We start from the raw sequence: 16,064 nt of genomic DNA, 5'->3' as shown, positions 1-16,064 counted from the left end.
TCAAGGAGGCGATAATCGGCGCCGCGTACTGTCGTCGAGCAGCGAGCCGGACTTCCGGCAACGAGGCGCGCATCGTCGTCTCGACAGCATACAGTGCTGCGATCTGATGCACGGCGGCCTCGTCGATCGGGACTTAGTGTTGCGCGTCAACTTGACAATGCGTCGACGCAGGTAACTCCAGCAATGCACGAGCGCCCATGGTCCTTGAGGCCGCTCGATGCGAGTCAGCAGATCGCAGCCCTCATAGGAACCGCCCGCGGAAGCACTGCAGGTATCGCTCGGATGCTCACCGCTGCGGCCCGGCGCAGAGCGGAACAGCACGATCGGAGGACCTTGGCCAACATGGCCACGATCATCGCAGGCCATCGCCCAGAAGAAGCCTTTCTTGGCTGGGCGTCGTCCCGGATCGAGCACCGGCGCCGTGGTTTCGTCCATGAACAGACGATCCGCCGCGGTCAGGTGTTTTCGCATGTGATCGGCGATCGCCGTAAGGCGGAAGTAGGCCCGGCCCAATTGCCCGGGTCGCGCGATCCAGTTGGCCCCCTTGACGGCCATACATCTCAGCTTGTCGATTGAACGCTAAACGGCGGCCGTCACTATGATTTCAACCAACATTCCGGGTTTCGTCATCCTCGCCTGACCTGTGGAGCGCGCTGGGGCGTGCTCTTTGGAGACCCACGCGTCCCAAACTTTGTTGACATCATCAAAATGCCTGAGATCGTCCAACCATAGAATTACATTGAGAATTCTGGTCTTATCGGTTCCTGCCAAGGCGAGAAGACGATCAATTTTTGCGAGGATTTCTCTGGTCTGGTCTGCTGCGCCTGCGCCTGCGCCTGGAGTGCCAACCTGGCCGGTAAGGTAGACGATGCCGTTGTAAGTTACCGCGTGGTGAATGCGGGTGTCGAATTCAATGCGCTCAATCTCGCCCATTCGCCTGTCCTTTGATGACTCTAACTGTGACATGAGACTGGAGGAGTAGTAGCACACTAATGCCATTCGTCATCTAGTACCTCGCTCTGGTACATTTAGGATCACGTGAGCCTCGATCGCTCATTTCAAACGGCCTCCTAACCCAGCAAAGTTGAGACGAGAGCTTCGCAGATTGGCCTTGTGATAAACCGTCGATCAGAATCTCAGCAGTCATGAGCTTCGCCGTGGATCGGCCAGAGAGGGCGCGGTCGCCCGCATCACTATCTCGCCTTTCTTTCCTGCTCGAAGCGTGCTGCTTTTCACCTCTCCATTCGATGCCCGACCAAAGTCAGGTAAGAGGCGAACGCTGTAGAGAGCCGAGCGTCCCGAGCGTTGCATGCCCACAAGGTGAGCCAATGAAGAGCCTCCCGCTCCGGGCACCGCCTCGTCGAGAAGGCTGTCAAGCTGGTCGCGGATATCGGAGAGCCGCAATCGCACCATCCTGGCATGGAGCGGAGACGATACTGCAGCTCGGTGCTCTCCTGATGCTGGCGCACCTGGTTCACGGATTACTGCCGCACGTAGACATGGGCCAGCTTGGCTCGGTATGCGGTCATGAGCCGCTCGTCAGCGATGTTCGAGCTGATCGGCACGCCCCAGTTCTCTTCCGGGCGTGCCGGGGGATCGCTTGCATTCATCGCATCAACGCGGCGATCGTTTAAGCAATCTGGGTTTGCGTCGCGGTCGCCAGATTCGGTCACGGGGCGGAATGCCAGCCTTCGGATGGCCGGGTGGATTCTGCAAACGTCGGCAGGGATCGATTCGCAACGCGACCTGGAAGCGGTCGGTGGGTCATCGCGAATCACCTTCTCGTCGAGAAGGCTCAGACTCGCGCTCAAATGTTGCATCAATGGGGTCAGCGTAAGTGCACTGACGCGCGGCAGAACGGCTGCGTCCGGGCAGGAGTTGATCGCCGTCACGGCAAGGTCCGCCGGCGCGATCCGAATCGCCGCCGCGTCCATCCAGCAGCGCCACCACGACGTAGGCGGGACCGCGTCTCGACCGCTCCTTCAGCGCCTCAGGCCGATACCCAAATAGGAAATGATGCGGGTCAGTGATCGTGACGTGGGACACGACCCATCAAGAATAGGGCAGCGGCGCCGCCCGCCATCGATCGACTTGTTCACTATGCAAGGATCAGTGAGATGAACGTCGCGAGCTATCGCAGACGCACCGCGCTCGAACGAAAATGCGGACCGGGACCGCCGCCCTCGCGCGCGACATCGAAAGCTCTCGCTGATAGACGCTCATATAGAACGGCGCGGCGCTCGCAGATCACCACAGTTCTGTTTTAATTCCTGGTGGCGCGCCCTTGGTTCACATTCCGGCGCTCTTGCTTGCGTTCGCGCCTTAGTCGCGGCAGGAACTAAGCGAAGAACTAGGGGTTTTTCTTGCCTGGAGGGTTCGTCCTGGGCTTCGGCGGCGGTTGAGCGAGCCTTCATGAACTCCAGGACAGCACGCCCGTTTTCCGTGATGCGCCAGCCACCCATGATACGCTCAACAAGCTTGTGCGAGAAAATGTCGAGGTTGGGCACACGCCCGGCCAGTCTCTTGGTGCGCTCGGCCCACTCTCGACCGCTCGTAGCTAGAATGGCCATGTCTCGCTTGAGGTCAGCCATCGATGCGAACCCGTCCTGACAGCTTACCAAGATCTTAAGAACTGTGACCTGAAAATTCACCTGAGGAGCAATATCATTTGTCGGGGCAGCTAGCGCCACATGGTCGGCGCGTCGGAAAGGGCTGCACGACCGATCTGTATGAGCCCTTCGTGAGTCGTCTCACCCTTAATGGCCGCTTCCAACATTTCCGAAGCGACATAGGCACGAATACCAGTTTGGTATGGTGAGAGATTCTTGCAGACCTCGTCAAGTGTTGCGCGCGTCAGCGCGGCGGTAGCGGCATCCAAAATCCCGAGCCTCCCCCTTCACTGTAAAGGATAGTGCGAATCTCCACCTCGGGAAATTGAAATCTTTGATTGGGCGCAAAGGTCGAGCCAATAGTCTTTGCGCATTCGGACCGATGACAGCGGGCGGAAAAACCATCGAAGGCATCTTCGAATGAAATGACTTGCTCGTGCCTGAGTCTCGATCGCGAGTTGTATGGGCATACAAACGCGAATACGCGGCAGGAGCAGAGTAGCGCCACGCCAGAGGGGGTCCGAAAGGCTACCCAAGACATGGTTACAAGCGCGCATAAAGTGGGCTCGGCCCCTCACAGGAGAGAGAGCCGGTTGCTCTGAGTGAGAAGCGGACCAAATAGCGTGAGCGTCTCCTCCAATATCTCGTCAGCGCGTCATGTCGCTAGTTCAGCAGTCCTCAGACATTGGGGGTTGGACCTGAAACCTAGAAAGCCCCAAGCGGGCATGCCTGAGGCCTTCTTGGAGGGCGACGCCGTATTGGCTAAGACGATGCAGTAGTGATTGGTGCCCTTGCTCAGGCCGCCTTGGCTTTAGCCACATGCGTCGCGATCGCGTCCATCAGCGCAGGCGACAGGCAGTCGTAGGGCTCGAGGCCAAGCTCCTTCAGCCGCGAACGAATGACAGTCATCTGCTGCGGCCTCACGCCCGATTCGATTACCGAGGAGACGAACGCCGCGAATTGCGGTGCCTGCGATCCTGGCTCCTGGAACAGCTCTGGGTGGATGAAGTCGAGGCCGTAGAACGGATGACCTTGTTCTCGATCCGGCCGTACATGTGCGTGCCGCATCCGGTGCAGGCGTGGCGCTGGATCACCGCGGCGCTATCTACGATCTTCAGCTTGTCGCCGTTCTCCAGCACGGTGACGTTCTCGCGCGGGACCACCGCGACCACCGAGAAGATGGCGCCCGCAGGCTTCCAGCATTTGGTGCAGCCGCAGGCGTGGTTGTGGGCGACGTCGCCCTTGACCCCGACCTTGACCTTCTTGTCCGCGCATTTGCAGACCAGCGTACCGCCGGCAAAACTGCCGGAGCCTTGCTTGACGCCATTGTCGACTGACGGGTGGATATGAACAGTCATTGACCTATCCTCCTAGTGCTTGGTGTTTTGATTTTAGAACACGACGACCGAACGGATCGACTTGCCCTCGTGCATCAGGTCGAAGCCCTTGTTGATCTCGTCGAGCTTCAGCACGTGGGTGATCATCGGATCGATCCGGATCTTTCCGTTCATGTACCAGTCGACGATCTTCGGCACGTCGGTGCGGCCGCGCGCGCCGCCAAACGCGGTGCCCTTCCAGACACGTCCGGTGACGAGCTGGAACGGCCGGGTTGCGATCTCCTTGCCGGATTCCGCAACGCCGATCACGACCGACACGCCCCAGCCGCGGTGGCAGGCTTCCAGCGCCTGGCGCATCACGTTGGTGTTGCCGGTGCAGTCGAAGGTGTAGTCGGCGCCGCCGTCGGTCAGGCTAACCAAATGCTGCACGATATCGCCGCTCACCTTGGTCGGGTTGACGAAATGCGTCATGCCGAACTGGCGGCCCCAATTGTCCTTGGAGTCGTTGATGTCGACGCCGATGATCTTGTCGGCGCCGACCATCTTGGCACCCTGGATCACGTTGAGGCCGATGCCGCCGAGGCCAAACACTATGACGTTGGAGCCCGGCGTCACCTTGGCGGTGTTGACGACCGCCCCGACGCCGGTGGTGACGCCGCAGCCGATGTAGCAGCTCTTGTCGAACGGCGCGTCCTCGCGGATCTTCGCCACCGCGATCTCGGGCAGCACCGTGAAGTTCGAGAAGGTCGAGCAGCCCATATAGTGGAAGACGGTCTTGCCCTTGTAGCTGAAGCGCGAGGTGCCGTCGGGCATCACGCCCTTGCCCTGCGTGGCGCGGATCGCGGTGCAGAGATTGGTCTTCTGGCTCAGACAGCTTTTGCACTGGCGGCATTCGGGCGTGTAGAGCGGGATCACGTGATCGCCAGGCTTCACCGACGTCACGCCGGTGCCGACCTCGCGAACGATGCCGGCGCCTTCGTGCCCGAGGACCGAGGGGAAGATGCCTTCGCTGTCGAAGCCGTCGAGCGTGTAGGCGTCGGTGTGACAGATACCCGTCGCCTTGATCTCGACAAGGACCTCGCCGGCCTTGGGGCCTTCCAGGTCGAGCTCGACGATCTCAAGCGGCTTCTTGGCTTCGAATGCGACTGCGGCGCGGGTTTTCATGGTAAACTTCTCCTTGGAGACGCCAAGAAGGGATCTCGGCTGCACTCTCAAGTCCAATTGCTCTTGATGCAGGAGTGTTCAGTCCCGGACATCGCAGTATGGTTTCGATGAATATCGCTAATACAGAGGTCAGTTTAATACCATGCCACCGCTGCGAACACGGACGTTTTGTTTCCAGTGTATCACTGGCACGTCACTTTCGTACGTCGCGTACATTTGCACATGCCGCTCTTCGGTATGTTCGTCAACTATGGTCGCTCATCGCTCACAAGCCGGCGGCGCGTGTCCAGTAAGCGGCATGTCCTATTTGGTTCGTCGGAATGCCAGTAGTGACTGTGCAATTACCCGACATTGGCGCCGCGGTTCGACGCGGCCAGCGCATGCATCGAGGTCTCCAGGACGCGCTCATCTTGGGTCGAGAAGCGTCTGCCGATCGTAGAGAGCTCGCCAGTACCCGCCCGTGTGCCGATCCATTAGAGCTAGGCGCTCCACCTTCATCGAGTACGCCCTCGCAATCAGCAACACTGAGGCTCCCAGTCGAGTAATATCTTTCGACCTGAGCCCAGCGCCTGTGGACGCTGTGAAGGAAGGAAAGCCACATCCCCTAGCTGCCCTAGAAAGCAATCGCAGTTGCGGCATCCTCTCACTTTACCAAATCTCGTACGTGACCTGCAGCCAGCCCTCGAAAAATAGGGTCCGGGCCGTGCCGCTCCATGGTTCGCAAGCGCGAATTTCATAGCGTGGACAACCGTCTCAAATGCGAGCAGCACGCCACTCGAACCCGATTTGGACATCCCGCTAGTGGCGCACGGGGATGATCTGCGAGCGAAAGTTGCTATTCTGCCTGCCTTCTGGAGCGCCGCTTGGCGCATCCAGCCGGCTCATGCGCCTCCCCTCTTCGCGATCGGTCGGTCGGGCACGTTTGAAAGAAACTCGTGCATGATACTTTTGCAGTTTCTTCAAACTCAGTTGGTATTCGGTTCCACGTAGACCGCTCGCAACCGCCGTAGCCACATTCGGTCCTCCTCTCGCCGTGCCGTGAAGCGGTCGAGGCATTTTTTTGAGCAGAGGGCCGTTCGCCAACTATAGTGGCGGATCAGTCCGAATTTGCCGCTGCAAATGGCGCAGCGCTTCACTGAATGGTCGCGGAAACTATCGTATCTGTTCTGCATGCTCGCCTCCTGTCGGCGTTACGTCGGTTACCCCCTGCCTTCCTTCGCCGCAGCACCAGTGCTGCGCATAAGCTGTGTCCATCAGATGCCAAATTTCGCGCGCACCGCCGGGGCAAGAGCTTGACGCTCGTGCGCGTTTTTTCGGCGAAGCGGCACTTCGCCAAACCCGGAGTTGCGATTTCGCACTTGACCAGTTGAGTTAGCTGGGCGTCGAAGCCCCTAAGTTGCGCCGACCCTCGCGAAGCGATCGACGACCTCTCCACGAGGACGGGTAGCTAGACTGAGTCTGTCGAGACTCATTTGACCGTGGCTTGCTTTGAGAGCATGGGGCATTTCTCTTCCCCAGTAGGTTGGTCGAGGCCGGAGCCGAGCCCTCGCTCATAACTCATCGATCGGAATCATACTAGGTATACCTAGATTGTCAATAGAAAAAATCAGCACATTTGCCCTGGAATCGCTTGCAAACTTGTGTCAGCGGTAGGTTCGACGCTGGGCATCAAGCTTTCCCAGGTGGGCGCCGCTAGCTAGCTTTCAGGCGTACCCGCGCATTCCGCACACTGGCCCTCCACCTCGATCATCCCGCCCCCGTGGCGCAAACGTTTCTCGTCGATGATGATGTCCGCCGCAACACGAAGCTGGATGCCATCGTCACGGTCATCGACGCAAAGCACCTCCTCGGAGAGATCGACCAAGCCCACGAAGCGCAGGAGCAGATCGCATTCGCTGACGTCGTCCTGCTCAACAAGACCGATCTGGTGTCGGAGGCGGACCTCAAGCTTGTCGAGGCAAGGATTCGTTCAATCAATCCCTATGCGATGATCCATCGCACCGAGCGCTGCGCGCTCGATCTCGAAAAAGTCCTGGATCGGAACGCGTTCGATCTCAACAGGGTCCTTGAGTTCGAGCCCGGCTTTCTCACTGAAGCTCACGACCATGAGCACGACAGCCACGTCAAGAGCCTGTCTTTGACGACGAATATACCGCTCACTCCCGAGAAATTCTTTCCCTGGATGCAGGAGATCGTTCGCCAGTTCGGAACCGATATTTTGCGCTTGAAGGGAATCATCCAATTCCAGGACGATCCTGATCGCTTCGTCATCCAAGGCGTCCACATGCTGCTCGAAGGAGACCATCAACGTCCCTGGAATCCCGATGAGCCCAGAACCAGCCGTCTGGTCTTCATCGGGCGCGACTTGCCGGAGGACGTTTTGAAGGCAGGCTTTGAGCAATGTCAGGGCTCAAATCACTGATTTAAGGTACGAGTGATGCACCAAACTGCAGCACGGCAGCGGAGCTTGTCCGTTGCCATGCTGAGGCTGGCAGCTCGCAAATCCATTCGGACGCCAAAAGCATGCCAAAGATTGCCTTACCTATGGGGCGACGGGTCCAAAGAATCGGCTATCCTCAGGCAGTTCAGGAATTAAAGCTGCAAACGCAGAAGCTGTTGGGCTTGTCGGACGACGTGACTGTTTCGGTCAGCGAGTTGACCTGTCGAGAGCCAGGATGTCCCGATGTGGAAACCCTCGTCGCGATCTTAAGAGACGGCGAAAAGCCAATGATTGCAAGAATCCACAAATCGATTCCCGATATCACTCTCGATGAACTGAAAACAGCGCTTGATCTGCGAGTTCATACCTAGCTCGAATGAAAAATGTCCGCGTCCGATCTTTCGAATAATGTGGGTCGAAAATATCTGCGCGGCAGAGCGTCACCGCGAGCGGCAGCGCCTCTCCCGTGAGGCCCTTCGAGTAGCAGGCAATATCGGGCGTCACACCGGCCTGCTCGCACGCGAACAACGTGCCAGTACGGCCCCAGCCTGTCATGACCTCGTCGGCAATGAACAGGACGTCGGAGGCCTCGCAGATCCGCTTCATCTCCCTTAACACCCAGTCCGGGTACATCAGCATCCCGCCAGCCCCCAACACGAGTGGCTGCACAATAAAGGCGGCCGGAATTTCGTTTCGACAGGCAAACTCGAGCGCATCGAGCGTCGCCTGCTCACAACCGTTTGTCGGAAATGGAATTGAGGTCACGTCGACCAGCAGAGGGCCATACGCCGCGTTGAACACGCCACGGGCTCCCGACCGAATCGCTCCGACCGTGTCTCCGTGGTAGGAATGTTGCATTACAACAATGCGGATTCGCTGCTTGCCGATGTTGTGCCAGTAGCCGAGCGCCATCTTTAGCGCGACTTCCACAGCGGCCGAACCGCTGTCGGAGAAGAAAACATGGTCGTGGCCACGGGTTCAAGCGTAGCGCCGCAACTTCCTCAGCCGGATCGTGAGTATAGGCGGCAAAAATGATCTGGTCGAGCTTGCCCGCTTTTTCCTGAATCGCACGCACAATGGGTGGATGACAATGACCGTGGGTCACGACTCACCAGGACGAGATTGCGTCTATGATGCGCCTACTATCTGCGGTGTAGAGATAGGTGGAAAAGCCGTGGCAATCGTCCCAACCAACGCACCCGCGCGATCTCACAAATTGCGCTCTCGCTCTCTGCATTGCCTTCGCCAATGAACGCCATACCTAGAATGCGGATCTGGCGCTTTCGGAAAGACTCCAGCGACAGCAGCGCGTGATTGATCGTGCCGAGTCCCGTCGTCGCACAAAGCACGACGGGAAGCCGCCAGCGCTCGAAGTTGTCAATGTAGCGTTCCGGTCTCATTTGGACCGGCCGCCGCACCGGCCAGACCGGCGTGGCCCCCTGATGACCCTTGCCAAGCCCGCCGACCGATCAGCTCGGCGGGCACGTCGCCCTCGTCGGAGAAATCGATGCCGGCCTCAATCAGCGCCGACGCCGCGATGATCTGTAAGCGTGTCGCCGCAGAGTGGCACCATCAGCCCGCCGGCGCCGCTCGATCACAAGCGGCCGCTCCCCGGTGTTCGGCACCTCGAGCAAATCAGCGTCGATGTGAACTCCGTCAATCTCCGCGGAATGGTGCGGCGAGGCTGAGATTCCTAGACGGTAGCGCTCAGGCAGGATGCGATCGGCAGGGAGGCTGCCTAGCCGCGCGGCGAGCTCAGTGTCAGTCTCTCCATCGAGGCCGGCCTGATTAGGTTTCCGATAGCTGGCTCCAAGAAGAGCCGCCAGCCCCGCTGAAGAGACTGTTTTTCCGATCCCGGTATCGATGCCTGTCACCACGGCGCGCCCGCTCATCGCGCATCGCCCCAGGTCTCTTCGACCAACGCATCGAGCATGTCGGATACATCCTCTTTGCCGACGTTCAGCGTCAGGGATATTCGTAGCCGTGCTGTTCCCGGAGGCACGGTAGGCGGCCGTATCCCGCGGATGTCAAAGCCTCGAGCCTGTAGGCTCGAGGCAATCCGCATCGCCCGCGCATTGTGGCCGACGATATAAGGGATGATGTGTGAGGCCGAAGGGTTTGAGCGGCCGCGTATGACGATCTCCCGATGTGTGAAGGCGATCAAGTCGGCCAGACGTTGCTGCCGCTCGGGTTCTTCCTGCAGGATCGAGAGAGACTCCCGTACGGCGACCGCCACTAATGGTGAGGGCGCGGTGGCGAAGATGAATGGCCGGCAGCGATTGATCATGAAGTCGCGCAGCACACCGCAGGCAGTGACGAGCGCGCCGGCGGCTCCCAGCGCCTTGCCGCAGGTATGGACGACCAGAAGGTTCTCGCGCCCTTCATACGGGGCGGTAAGGCCTCGTCCCTGCTCGCCGTAGACGCCCGTGGCATGCGCTTCGTCCACCATCAGGAACGCATCGTACCGGTCCGCGATCGCGACCAAGTCTTTGAGCGGTGCGAAATCGCCATCCATGCTGTAGACGCTCTCGACGACGATCCAGACGCGGCCTGTTCCGCCTTTCGCGCGCCAATCGCGAATTGTGCTTTCGATCGACTCGCGGTCATTGTGGGCACTTATGCGAACATCGGCCCGTCCTGCGCGCGCGCCTTCATGAATACTGGCGTGCACGAGAGAATCGAGGACGAGCAAATCGCCCCGTTGCGGCAACGTCGTCAGGACAGCAAAATTTGCAACGTAACCGCCGCCAAAGAATAGCGCAGTTTCGGCCCTGAAGAACTTGGCGGCTTCTGCTTCAAGACTTTCGTGCTCCTCGCAATTGCCGCGCAAGAGCCGCGACCCGCCGGCTCCGATCGGTGTGCCAGCCTCGATCGCAGCCATGACGGCCCTTTTCATGCGCGGCGCGCTCGCCAGTGCCAGATAATCGTTCGATGAAAAATCGATGCCAGCGCGTACCCTGAGGCCACGCAGCCGGTCGTCCGCTTTCAAGGCATGCAGATGCGCGACATAATCGGCAAACTTGGGCGCGTGGATTGAGTTCATTTTTTGCTCGCAGTGTAGTGATCGATCTCGGAAATTCTGATAGGCGCGAACAGGAGCACGCGCCTTGGGTGTTAGGCCGGCAAGATGCGATTTTGTCGGTCAACCAGCACAACACGTGGTCTGAAGTCGTTCGCTTCCACCTCGTCAAACAAGGAATATGCAACGATGATGACCTTATCTCCGGTCATTGCGAGGCGCGCGGCCGCGCCATTCAGGCCTATCGTGCCCGACCCCTTGGGTGCTTCGATTACATAGGTCGCAAACCGCGCTCCGGTATCGATATTGTAGATTTCGACGCGCTCGTTGATCAAAACCCCCGCTGCGTCCAGCAACGTACGATCGATCGATATCGAGCCCTCATAGTGCAGATCGGCCTCCGTCACCGAGGCACGATGGATTTTGCCTTTCATCAAAGTAAGCTGCATTTGTCACCTACACTGGGGTTCGAGAACAGCGTGCTCGCCTGTTTCACTTAGGCAAGCCCGGACGCGATGCCGAGCCGGTCAAGCAGATTGGCGTCACGGTCGGCTTGCGGGTTCTTGGTGGTCAACAGCACGTCGCCGATGAAGATCGAATTCGCGCCGGCCAAAAACACAGCGCCTGCACCTCATCGGCCATGTACCGGCGTCCGACGGAAAGTCGCAGCACGCTCTTCGGCATCATGATACGGGCAATAGCCACACGGCGCGCGAGCGCGATCGGATCGTTCCGCGGTGTTATTGACCGGCACGCCCTCGACCTGGTTCCACAAGCTGATCGGCACGCTTTCCGGATGTGTTTCGAGATTGACGAGCATGCCGAGCCGGTCCTCGAGGCGCTCGCCCATCCCGACGATGCCGCCGCTGCACACCCTGAAGCCGGCATCGCGGACATGTCCAAGCGTGTCGATACGGTCCTCCAAGGTGCGGGTAGAGATGATCTTGCCGTAGAACTCCGGCAAGGTGTCGACGTTGTGGTTGTAGAAGTCGAGCCCGGCTTGAGCGAGCCGTGTCGCCTGCCTCGGTGACAGCATGCCGAGCGTGACACAGGTTTCCATGCCAAGATTTTTGACCGCGCTGACCATGTCGCAAACGGAATCGAGATCGCGTCTTTTGGACTGCGCCAGGCCGCGGCCATGCAGAAGCGGACAGCACCGGCGTCTTTGGCGTGCTGCGCGGCGGCGAACACATCGGCGATCCATCAGGCGCGTGGCCTTCAGGCCTGTATCGTAATGAGCGCTCTGCGAGCAGTAGCCGCAATCTTCCGGACAGCCGATGATGCTGAGCAGGCTTGCCGTTTCGACATGGCTTGGATCGAAGTTGTCGCGATGAACGCTCCGGGCGCGAAACATCAGATCGGCAAACGACAGGCCATAAAGTGCTGCGGCCTCGGCGCGTTTCCAGTCATTGCGGACCGGCTTGTGGTTGCTGCCGTCGTCCCGTTCCGCTTCCTTAGTCGCAATCATTTAGGCTTGGTTCCCACCCCTATTATCATAGATTATCACCATAATTATCTATGATATTGACCATTGATGAATGCTAACTCACGTCCCATGTGTATGCATGTATTTTTATGATAGATAATCTATGATGAGTGCAGCTGAAGCATGACGACTGCGGCACGCATCGCCGAGTCAATCGGTGAGCGCATCATCAGCGGCGAACTGCCGCCGGACGCTCCGCTCCCGCAGGATCACATCGCGCGGGAATTCAATTCAAGCCACGTCCCCGGTGCGCGAGGCCTTTCGGCAATTGGAGGCCCAGCATCTTGTCGTAGCTCGGCCCCGCCGCGGCGTCCGAGTTGCTCCGCTCGATGCCAACTCGGTGCGGGAGATCGCCGAGACGCGCGCAGCGCTCGAAGTGGTCGCGCTGCGCAATGCGGCGCCAAAGCCCACCTCTCACCATTTGGCACGCATCGAACTCGCCCTGATCGAAGGAGACCATCCCCAGACAATTCGAAGTCGCTAGCCGCTCTTTTCACCAAACCTTGGTGGCGCCCTGCGCGATGCCGCGACGGCTTGCGAGCCTCGACGGGCTTCAGCTTGCAAATTCAAGATCGGTGTTTGCGATGGCGCGTACCAGCGGTTGGCGACCGCGGCCCAATCAGGATCACCGCCTGATTGTGCAAGCGCTCCGCGTGCATAACGTAGTCTGTCACCTGCTCGCGCGCTACATTCAGACCATTGAGCGTCTCGCAGTTCCCGCGTCCTGATCGGGTAGAAGTTCTTTGCGAGCTTCCGTTACCTCGGGATGTCACACGAGCGTCAAACAGCGTCTGCCGTCAACGCAGCGTCGGCATTGCCCCGACCATGATCCCGATATAAGGATGCGGCCAACCTGAGACTCGCGTTTGCGGCCACCATGATCCGTCACATCGTCTTCTTCACAGCCAAGGACAAGGCCGGTATCGACCAAATTATCGAAGGTCTATCGGTTCTCACCACCATCCCACATGCACGCCGGCTCGAGATTGCGCGCAATCGCAAGAGCGATCAACTCGGCAACGACATCGATGTCGTGGTCTATGGTGAGTTCGACAGCGAGATGGAGCTCGCAGCGTACAAACGCACGGATTGTATCAGGAAGCGATCCGGCGCGTACGACCGGTCCGGGAGCTGCGGTTTGCCGCCGACTACGATCTATCGAAAGACGTGCATTTCGCCGGAATGGCAGGCTTAAACCAAATTGCTCGGCGCGGCCGACCAAATGGCGGAGGCTGACCTGATGATCAGTATCGAAGGCCCGTACGTTTCGGACGAAGTTTGCCTTCATTCGGGACGGGATCACGATCGGTGCAAACGTGACAGCCTATCAGTTGTCGGCGACCGATAGCCTATGCACGTGCGCGAGTTGCCGTGGATTGAGCCTGTCAATGCGCTGCGATGTTTGCACAGCGGCCGCACCTTACTTTTCTCGATAGCGCGGCACGGCATGAGCAGCTTGGGCGTTACTCATATCTGGCCTGCGAGCCGTTCAGCACCTATTTGGTCACGGGTGGACAGGCAAGTTGTAATGGAGAGGCCATTGAGGGCGATCCATGGGCCGTGCTTCGTACCCTCCTCGCCAGATATCGACAAGCGCATCGACCCGATCTCCCACCGTTTCAGGGCGGCGCCGCCGGCTTCCTTGCTTACGATCTGAACAGGACATTGGAGCGATTGCCGGCGCCCGAAAATCCCGGCCAACGGCTGCCTCAATCCGTCCTGCATTTCTATGACGTGGTGGTCAGCTTCGACCACCGGGACCACAGGTGCTGGATCGTTTCGACGGGATGGGCGGAGCAGGACCCCGCTCGACGCGCCGAGCGTGCACGCCGTCGTGCCGACGAATTTGCAGCGCTGCTCGCGAGGCCAAAGTTGCCGCGGATCGTACTCCCGGGCACGGCGGGCGTCTGGCATTCGAACTTTCACCGCGAAAGCTATATTGCAGCGGTCCAGCGCGTCATCGGCTTGATCCTGGCCGGGGACGTCTTCCAGGCGAACATTGCGCAGCGCTTCAGCGCCAGGGTGTCCCGGCTGTTCGATCCGCTCACCTTCTACGGCCAGCTGCGGTCATTGAACCCGGCGCCGTTTGCGGCCCTCTTGCGCTACGGCGAGCTGACCATTGCATCGAGTTCGCCGGAACGCTTCCTGAAACTTGACGGACGACAGGTCGAAACGCGCCCGATCAAGGGCACAATCGAGCGTTCTGCTGATCCAAAGGAAGACCAGCGCCGCGCCGAAATCCTCCTTGCGTCCGAAAAGGACCGTGCCGAGAACATTATGATCGTCGACTTGTTGCGTAACGATCTGTCACGTGTTTGCACTGCGGATTCGGTCGAGGTTCCGCTACTCTGCGATCTCGAATCCTATGCCTCGGTGCACCACCTCGTCTCGATGGTCAGGGGCGAACTTGCTGCCGACGAAGACGCGGTCAGCCTGATTCGCGCCTGCTTTCCGGGAGGCTCGGTGACCGGTGCTCCAAAGGTGCGATCGATGGAAATCATTGCGGACATCGAGCGAGTGGCGCGAGAGGTCTATTGCGGGGCGATCGGCTTCATCGGTTTCAACGGGCACATGGACACGAACATCGCGATCCGTACTGTGACGATCGACGACGGCCTGGCTATGTTTCATGCAGGCGGCGGGATCACGGCGATGTCAAGGCCGGAAGCCGAATATGAGGAGACGTTCGCCAAGGCACAGCGCATCTTTGACGCTTTTGACGTCGAGCCACCTGGTGCATTGTGATTGTCATCATCGACAACTACGACTCATTCGTCTTCAACATTGCTTGCTATTTCCGCAAGCTTGGTGAAGAGACGGAAGTGGTCCGAAACGACGCCGTGAGCGTCACCGATCTTGTTGGATTCAAGCCGCGTGCAGTTGTCATCTCTCCGGGTCCCTGCAGCCCAATGGAGGCCGGCATATCCACCGCCGTCGTCCGTGAACTTTCAGGTCGCGTCCCTATTCTTGGCATTTGCCTTGGGCACCAGTGTATTGGAAGCATTTTCGGCGGACGTATAGTGCGTGCACGTCACCCCATGCACGGCCGGTCCTCGTACATCACACATGATGGCCGAGGGTTGTTCCGCGAACTCTCGTCCCCACTTTGCGTCGGACGCTACCATTCTCTGGCGGTCGAACTGGATGACTCCAACGCGCAGCATCTCATTGTGACGGCCCGCTCGGATGAAGGTGAGATCATGGCCTTCGCACATCGGCGTCAACCGACCTATGGGGTATAGTTCCATCCGGAGTCGGTACTTACCGAACATGGCCAGGTGCTGTTTATGAATTTCTTGCGGCTCGCAAAGAGTTTCCGAGCGTAAGGATCGGAGACGAAGTTGCGCACCACGCCGGCTCGCCCACAGGAGTGTAACGTGAGATACGCCCACCTCTTATAGGCGCTGTCTCACGAGATCTTTGACGGGAAGGAAGGACAGCGCGGCTTAGCCGTGGCTTTCGCTTGAGGGGACGCCGAACTTGACGCGGAGAGCTGAGCAACAACAGGAAGAGTGCTCGATACGCTTCATACCTAGCCGCAGGTCTGGTGCGCCTTGAACCTGACATGAGTGGGGCGGCTTCGGACGTGCCTACTGACCATAACCAAATTCGTTTTCGTTGAAGAAGCAGCATCTCGAAAACTGGAAGGTGGTCTGAGGAGAATTCAAATTCTAGCATTTCTGAGGATTGCGTTCTCAGGTTCCTCAGAATTCGGCAAAAGGCTTCAATTGGCTCGCTCGACGTTGAAGCCACATCACTTGCGCCATCTAGCTCGGATCGAAAGCCGAAAAAACGGCTTCAGCAAACCAAGAACTGACGTCCATACGGGGGACTCCATCGCCGTTACAGAGTCGCTGACTTTCTACTCAGATGCGGGCAAGCTAGTGCGTCGTGTCGCCGCAGGCAGGATCTGTCGCGTGCGAGTGGCAAGACAAGGTGAGTCCCTCCCTCTGCAGGCGAAGCCTTGCGAAAGAAAGGATCTTGTTTGTTGAAGAGGCAATACGACAGC

12 protein-coding genes and 10 pseudogenes are annotated in these 16,064 nt (G+C 58.9%); 9 read left to right on the top strand and 13 right to left on the bottom strand.

The annotated features are described in order from the left end of the window. A complete protein-coding gene (locus ACVW1C_RS28845; protein ID WP_456763205.1) occupies window positions 1-459 on the bottom strand; it encodes an IS66 family transposase in 459 nt (152 codons plus the stop codon). Here ACVW1C_RS28845 and ACVW1C_RS28840 point away from each other — a divergent pair. Continuing rightward, on the top strand, window positions 343-576 hold the full coding sequence (locus ACVW1C_RS28840) for a hypothetical protein (RefSeq protein ID WP_456763307.1): 234 nt from the start codon (window positions 343-345) through the stop codon (window positions 574-576). The genes ACVW1C_RS28845 and ACVW1C_RS28840 overlap by 117 nt on opposite strands. Window positions 577-579: 3 nt before the next feature. Here the strand turns inward: ACVW1C_RS28840 and ACVW1C_RS28835 are convergent, their stop codons facing one another. Then, window positions 580-933 carry a RidA family protein gene (locus ACVW1C_RS28835; RefSeq protein ID WP_456761229.1) on the bottom strand — a complete coding sequence of 118 codons (354 nt, stop codon included), beginning with the start codon at window positions 931-933 and terminating at the stop codon, window positions 580-582. Window positions 934-1,481: 548 nt separating this feature from the next. Next, window positions 1,482-1,934 (bottom strand): hypothetical protein, encoded by a 453-nt coding sequence (locus ACVW1C_RS28830; RefSeq protein WP_456761228.1) that lies wholly within the window; start codon window positions 1,932-1,934, stop codon window positions 1,482-1,484. A gap of 144 nt (window positions 1,935-2,078) precedes the next feature. On the opposite strand from ACVW1C_RS28830, the pseudogene ACVW1C_RS28825 reads away from it, so the two are divergent. Continuing rightward, window positions 2,079-2,267, top strand: a pseudogene (locus ACVW1C_RS28825) (hypothetical protein); the annotation flags it as partial. Here the strand turns inward: ACVW1C_RS28825 and ACVW1C_RS28820 are convergent. From ACVW1C_RS28820 to ACVW1C_RS28810, 3 genes and pseudogenes are all read right to left on the bottom strand, one after another. Next, on the bottom strand, window positions 2,220-2,651 hold the full coding sequence (locus ACVW1C_RS28820; RefSeq protein ID WP_456761227.1) for a hypothetical protein: 432 nt from the start codon (window positions 2,649-2,651) through the stop codon (window positions 2,220-2,222). The pseudogene ACVW1C_RS28825 and the gene ACVW1C_RS28820 overlap by 48 nt on opposite strands. A gap of 753 nt (window positions 2,652-3,404) precedes the next feature. Then, a pseudogene (gene gfa / locus ACVW1C_RS28815) lies at window positions 3,405-3,967 on the bottom strand (S-(hydroxymethyl)glutathione synthase). A 33-nt stretch (window positions 3,968-4,000) separates the two neighbouring features. Continuing rightward, window positions 4,001-5,110 (bottom strand): S-(hydroxymethyl)glutathione dehydrogenase/class III alcohol dehydrogenase, encoded by a 1,110-nt coding sequence (locus tag ACVW1C_RS28810; RefSeq protein ID WP_456761226.1) that lies wholly within the window; start codon window positions 5,108-5,110, stop codon window positions 4,001-4,003. Between the two features lie 1,741 nt (window positions 5,111-6,851). On the opposite strand from ACVW1C_RS28810, the pseudogene ACVW1C_RS28805 reads away from it, so the two are divergent. Together ACVW1C_RS28805 and ACVW1C_RS28800 are read left to right on the top strand one after the other, a co-directional pair. After that, window positions 6,852-7,532 (top strand): annotated as a pseudogene (locus ACVW1C_RS28805) (CobW family GTP-binding protein); the annotation flags it as partial. A 101-nt stretch (window positions 7,533-7,633) separates the two neighbouring features. Next, entirely contained in the window at window positions 7,634-7,921 is a 288-nt protein-coding gene (locus ACVW1C_RS28800; protein ID WP_456761225.1) for a nitrate reductase, read from the top strand. Here the strand turns inward: ACVW1C_RS28800 and ACVW1C_RS28795 are convergent. From ACVW1C_RS28795 to ACVW1C_RS28765, 7 genes and pseudogenes are all read right to left on the bottom strand, one after another. Continuing rightward, window positions 7,914-8,787 (bottom strand): annotated as a pseudogene (locus ACVW1C_RS28795) (aminotransferase class III-fold pyridoxal phosphate-dependent enzyme); the annotation flags it as partial. The gene ACVW1C_RS28800 and the pseudogene ACVW1C_RS28795 overlap by 8 nt on opposite strands. Beyond that, window positions 8,693-8,939, bottom strand: a pseudogene (locus ACVW1C_RS28790) (AAA family ATPase); the annotation flags it as partial. The pseudogenes ACVW1C_RS28790 and ACVW1C_RS28795, both read right to left, overlap by 95 nt. 131 nt (window positions 8,940-9,070) lie before the next feature. After that, entirely contained in the window at window positions 9,071-9,442 is a 372-nt protein-coding gene (bioD, locus tag ACVW1C_RS28785) for an ATP-dependent dethiobiotin synthetase BioD (protein WP_456761224.1), read from the bottom strand. Continuing rightward, window positions 9,439-10,593 carry an 8-amino-7-oxononanoate synthase gene (locus ACVW1C_RS28780; RefSeq protein ID WP_456761223.1) on the bottom strand — a complete coding sequence of 385 codons (1,155 nt, stop codon included), beginning with the start codon at window positions 10,591-10,593 and terminating at the stop codon, window positions 9,439-9,441. The genes bioD and ACVW1C_RS28780 overlap by 4 nt, the downstream gene beginning before the upstream one ends. 71 nt (window positions 10,594-10,664) lie before the next feature. Next, the gene (gene panD / locus ACVW1C_RS28775; RefSeq protein WP_456761222.1) at window positions 10,665-11,018 is read right to left on the bottom strand and encodes an aspartate 1-decarboxylase; all 354 of its coding nucleotides are present in this window, start codon (window positions 11,016-11,018) and stop codon (window positions 10,665-10,667) included. A 47-nt stretch (window positions 11,019-11,065) separates the two neighbouring features. Further along, window positions 11,066-11,253 (bottom strand): annotated as a pseudogene (locus tag ACVW1C_RS28770) (hypothetical protein). Then, window positions 11,201-11,791: a radical SAM protein gene (locus tag ACVW1C_RS28765; protein WP_456763204.1), complete on the bottom strand. Its 591-nt coding sequence runs from the start codon at window positions 11,789-11,791 to the stop codon at window positions 11,201-11,203. Before ACVW1C_RS28765 ends, ACVW1C_RS28770 begins: the two are co-directional and overlap by 53 nt. On the opposite strand from ACVW1C_RS28765, the gene ACVW1C_RS28760 reads away from it, so the two are divergent. From ACVW1C_RS28760 to ACVW1C_RS28740, 5 genes and pseudogenes are all read left to right on the top strand, one after another. Next, window positions 11,708-12,091: a hypothetical protein gene (locus ACVW1C_RS28760; RefSeq protein WP_456763306.1), complete on the top strand. Its 384-nt coding sequence runs from the start codon at window positions 11,708-11,710 to the stop codon at window positions 12,089-12,091. The two genes, ACVW1C_RS28765 and ACVW1C_RS28760, sit on opposite strands and share 84 nt — an antisense overlap. A gap of 87 nt (window positions 12,092-12,178) precedes the next feature. Continuing rightward, window positions 12,179-12,783, top strand: a pseudogene (locus ACVW1C_RS28755) (GntR family transcriptional regulator). Window positions 12,784-12,932: 149 nt separating this feature from the next. Next, window positions 12,933-13,291 (top strand): annotated as a pseudogene (locus ACVW1C_RS28750) (Dabb family protein). Window positions 13,292-13,406: 115 nt separating this feature from the next. Continuing rightward, window positions 13,407-14,800, top strand: a pseudogene (gene pabB, locus ACVW1C_RS28745) (aminodeoxychorismate synthase component I). Next, a pseudogene (locus ACVW1C_RS28740) lies at window positions 14,797-15,381 on the top strand (anthranilate synthase component II). Before pabB ends, ACVW1C_RS28740 begins: the two co-directional pseudogenes overlap by 4 nt. Window positions 15,382-16,064: the final 683 nt, after the last annotated feature.

The organism is Bradyrhizobium sp. USDA 4011, assembly GCF_054063415.1.
This window is presented reverse-complemented; position numbering and strand designations above follow the sequence as displayed.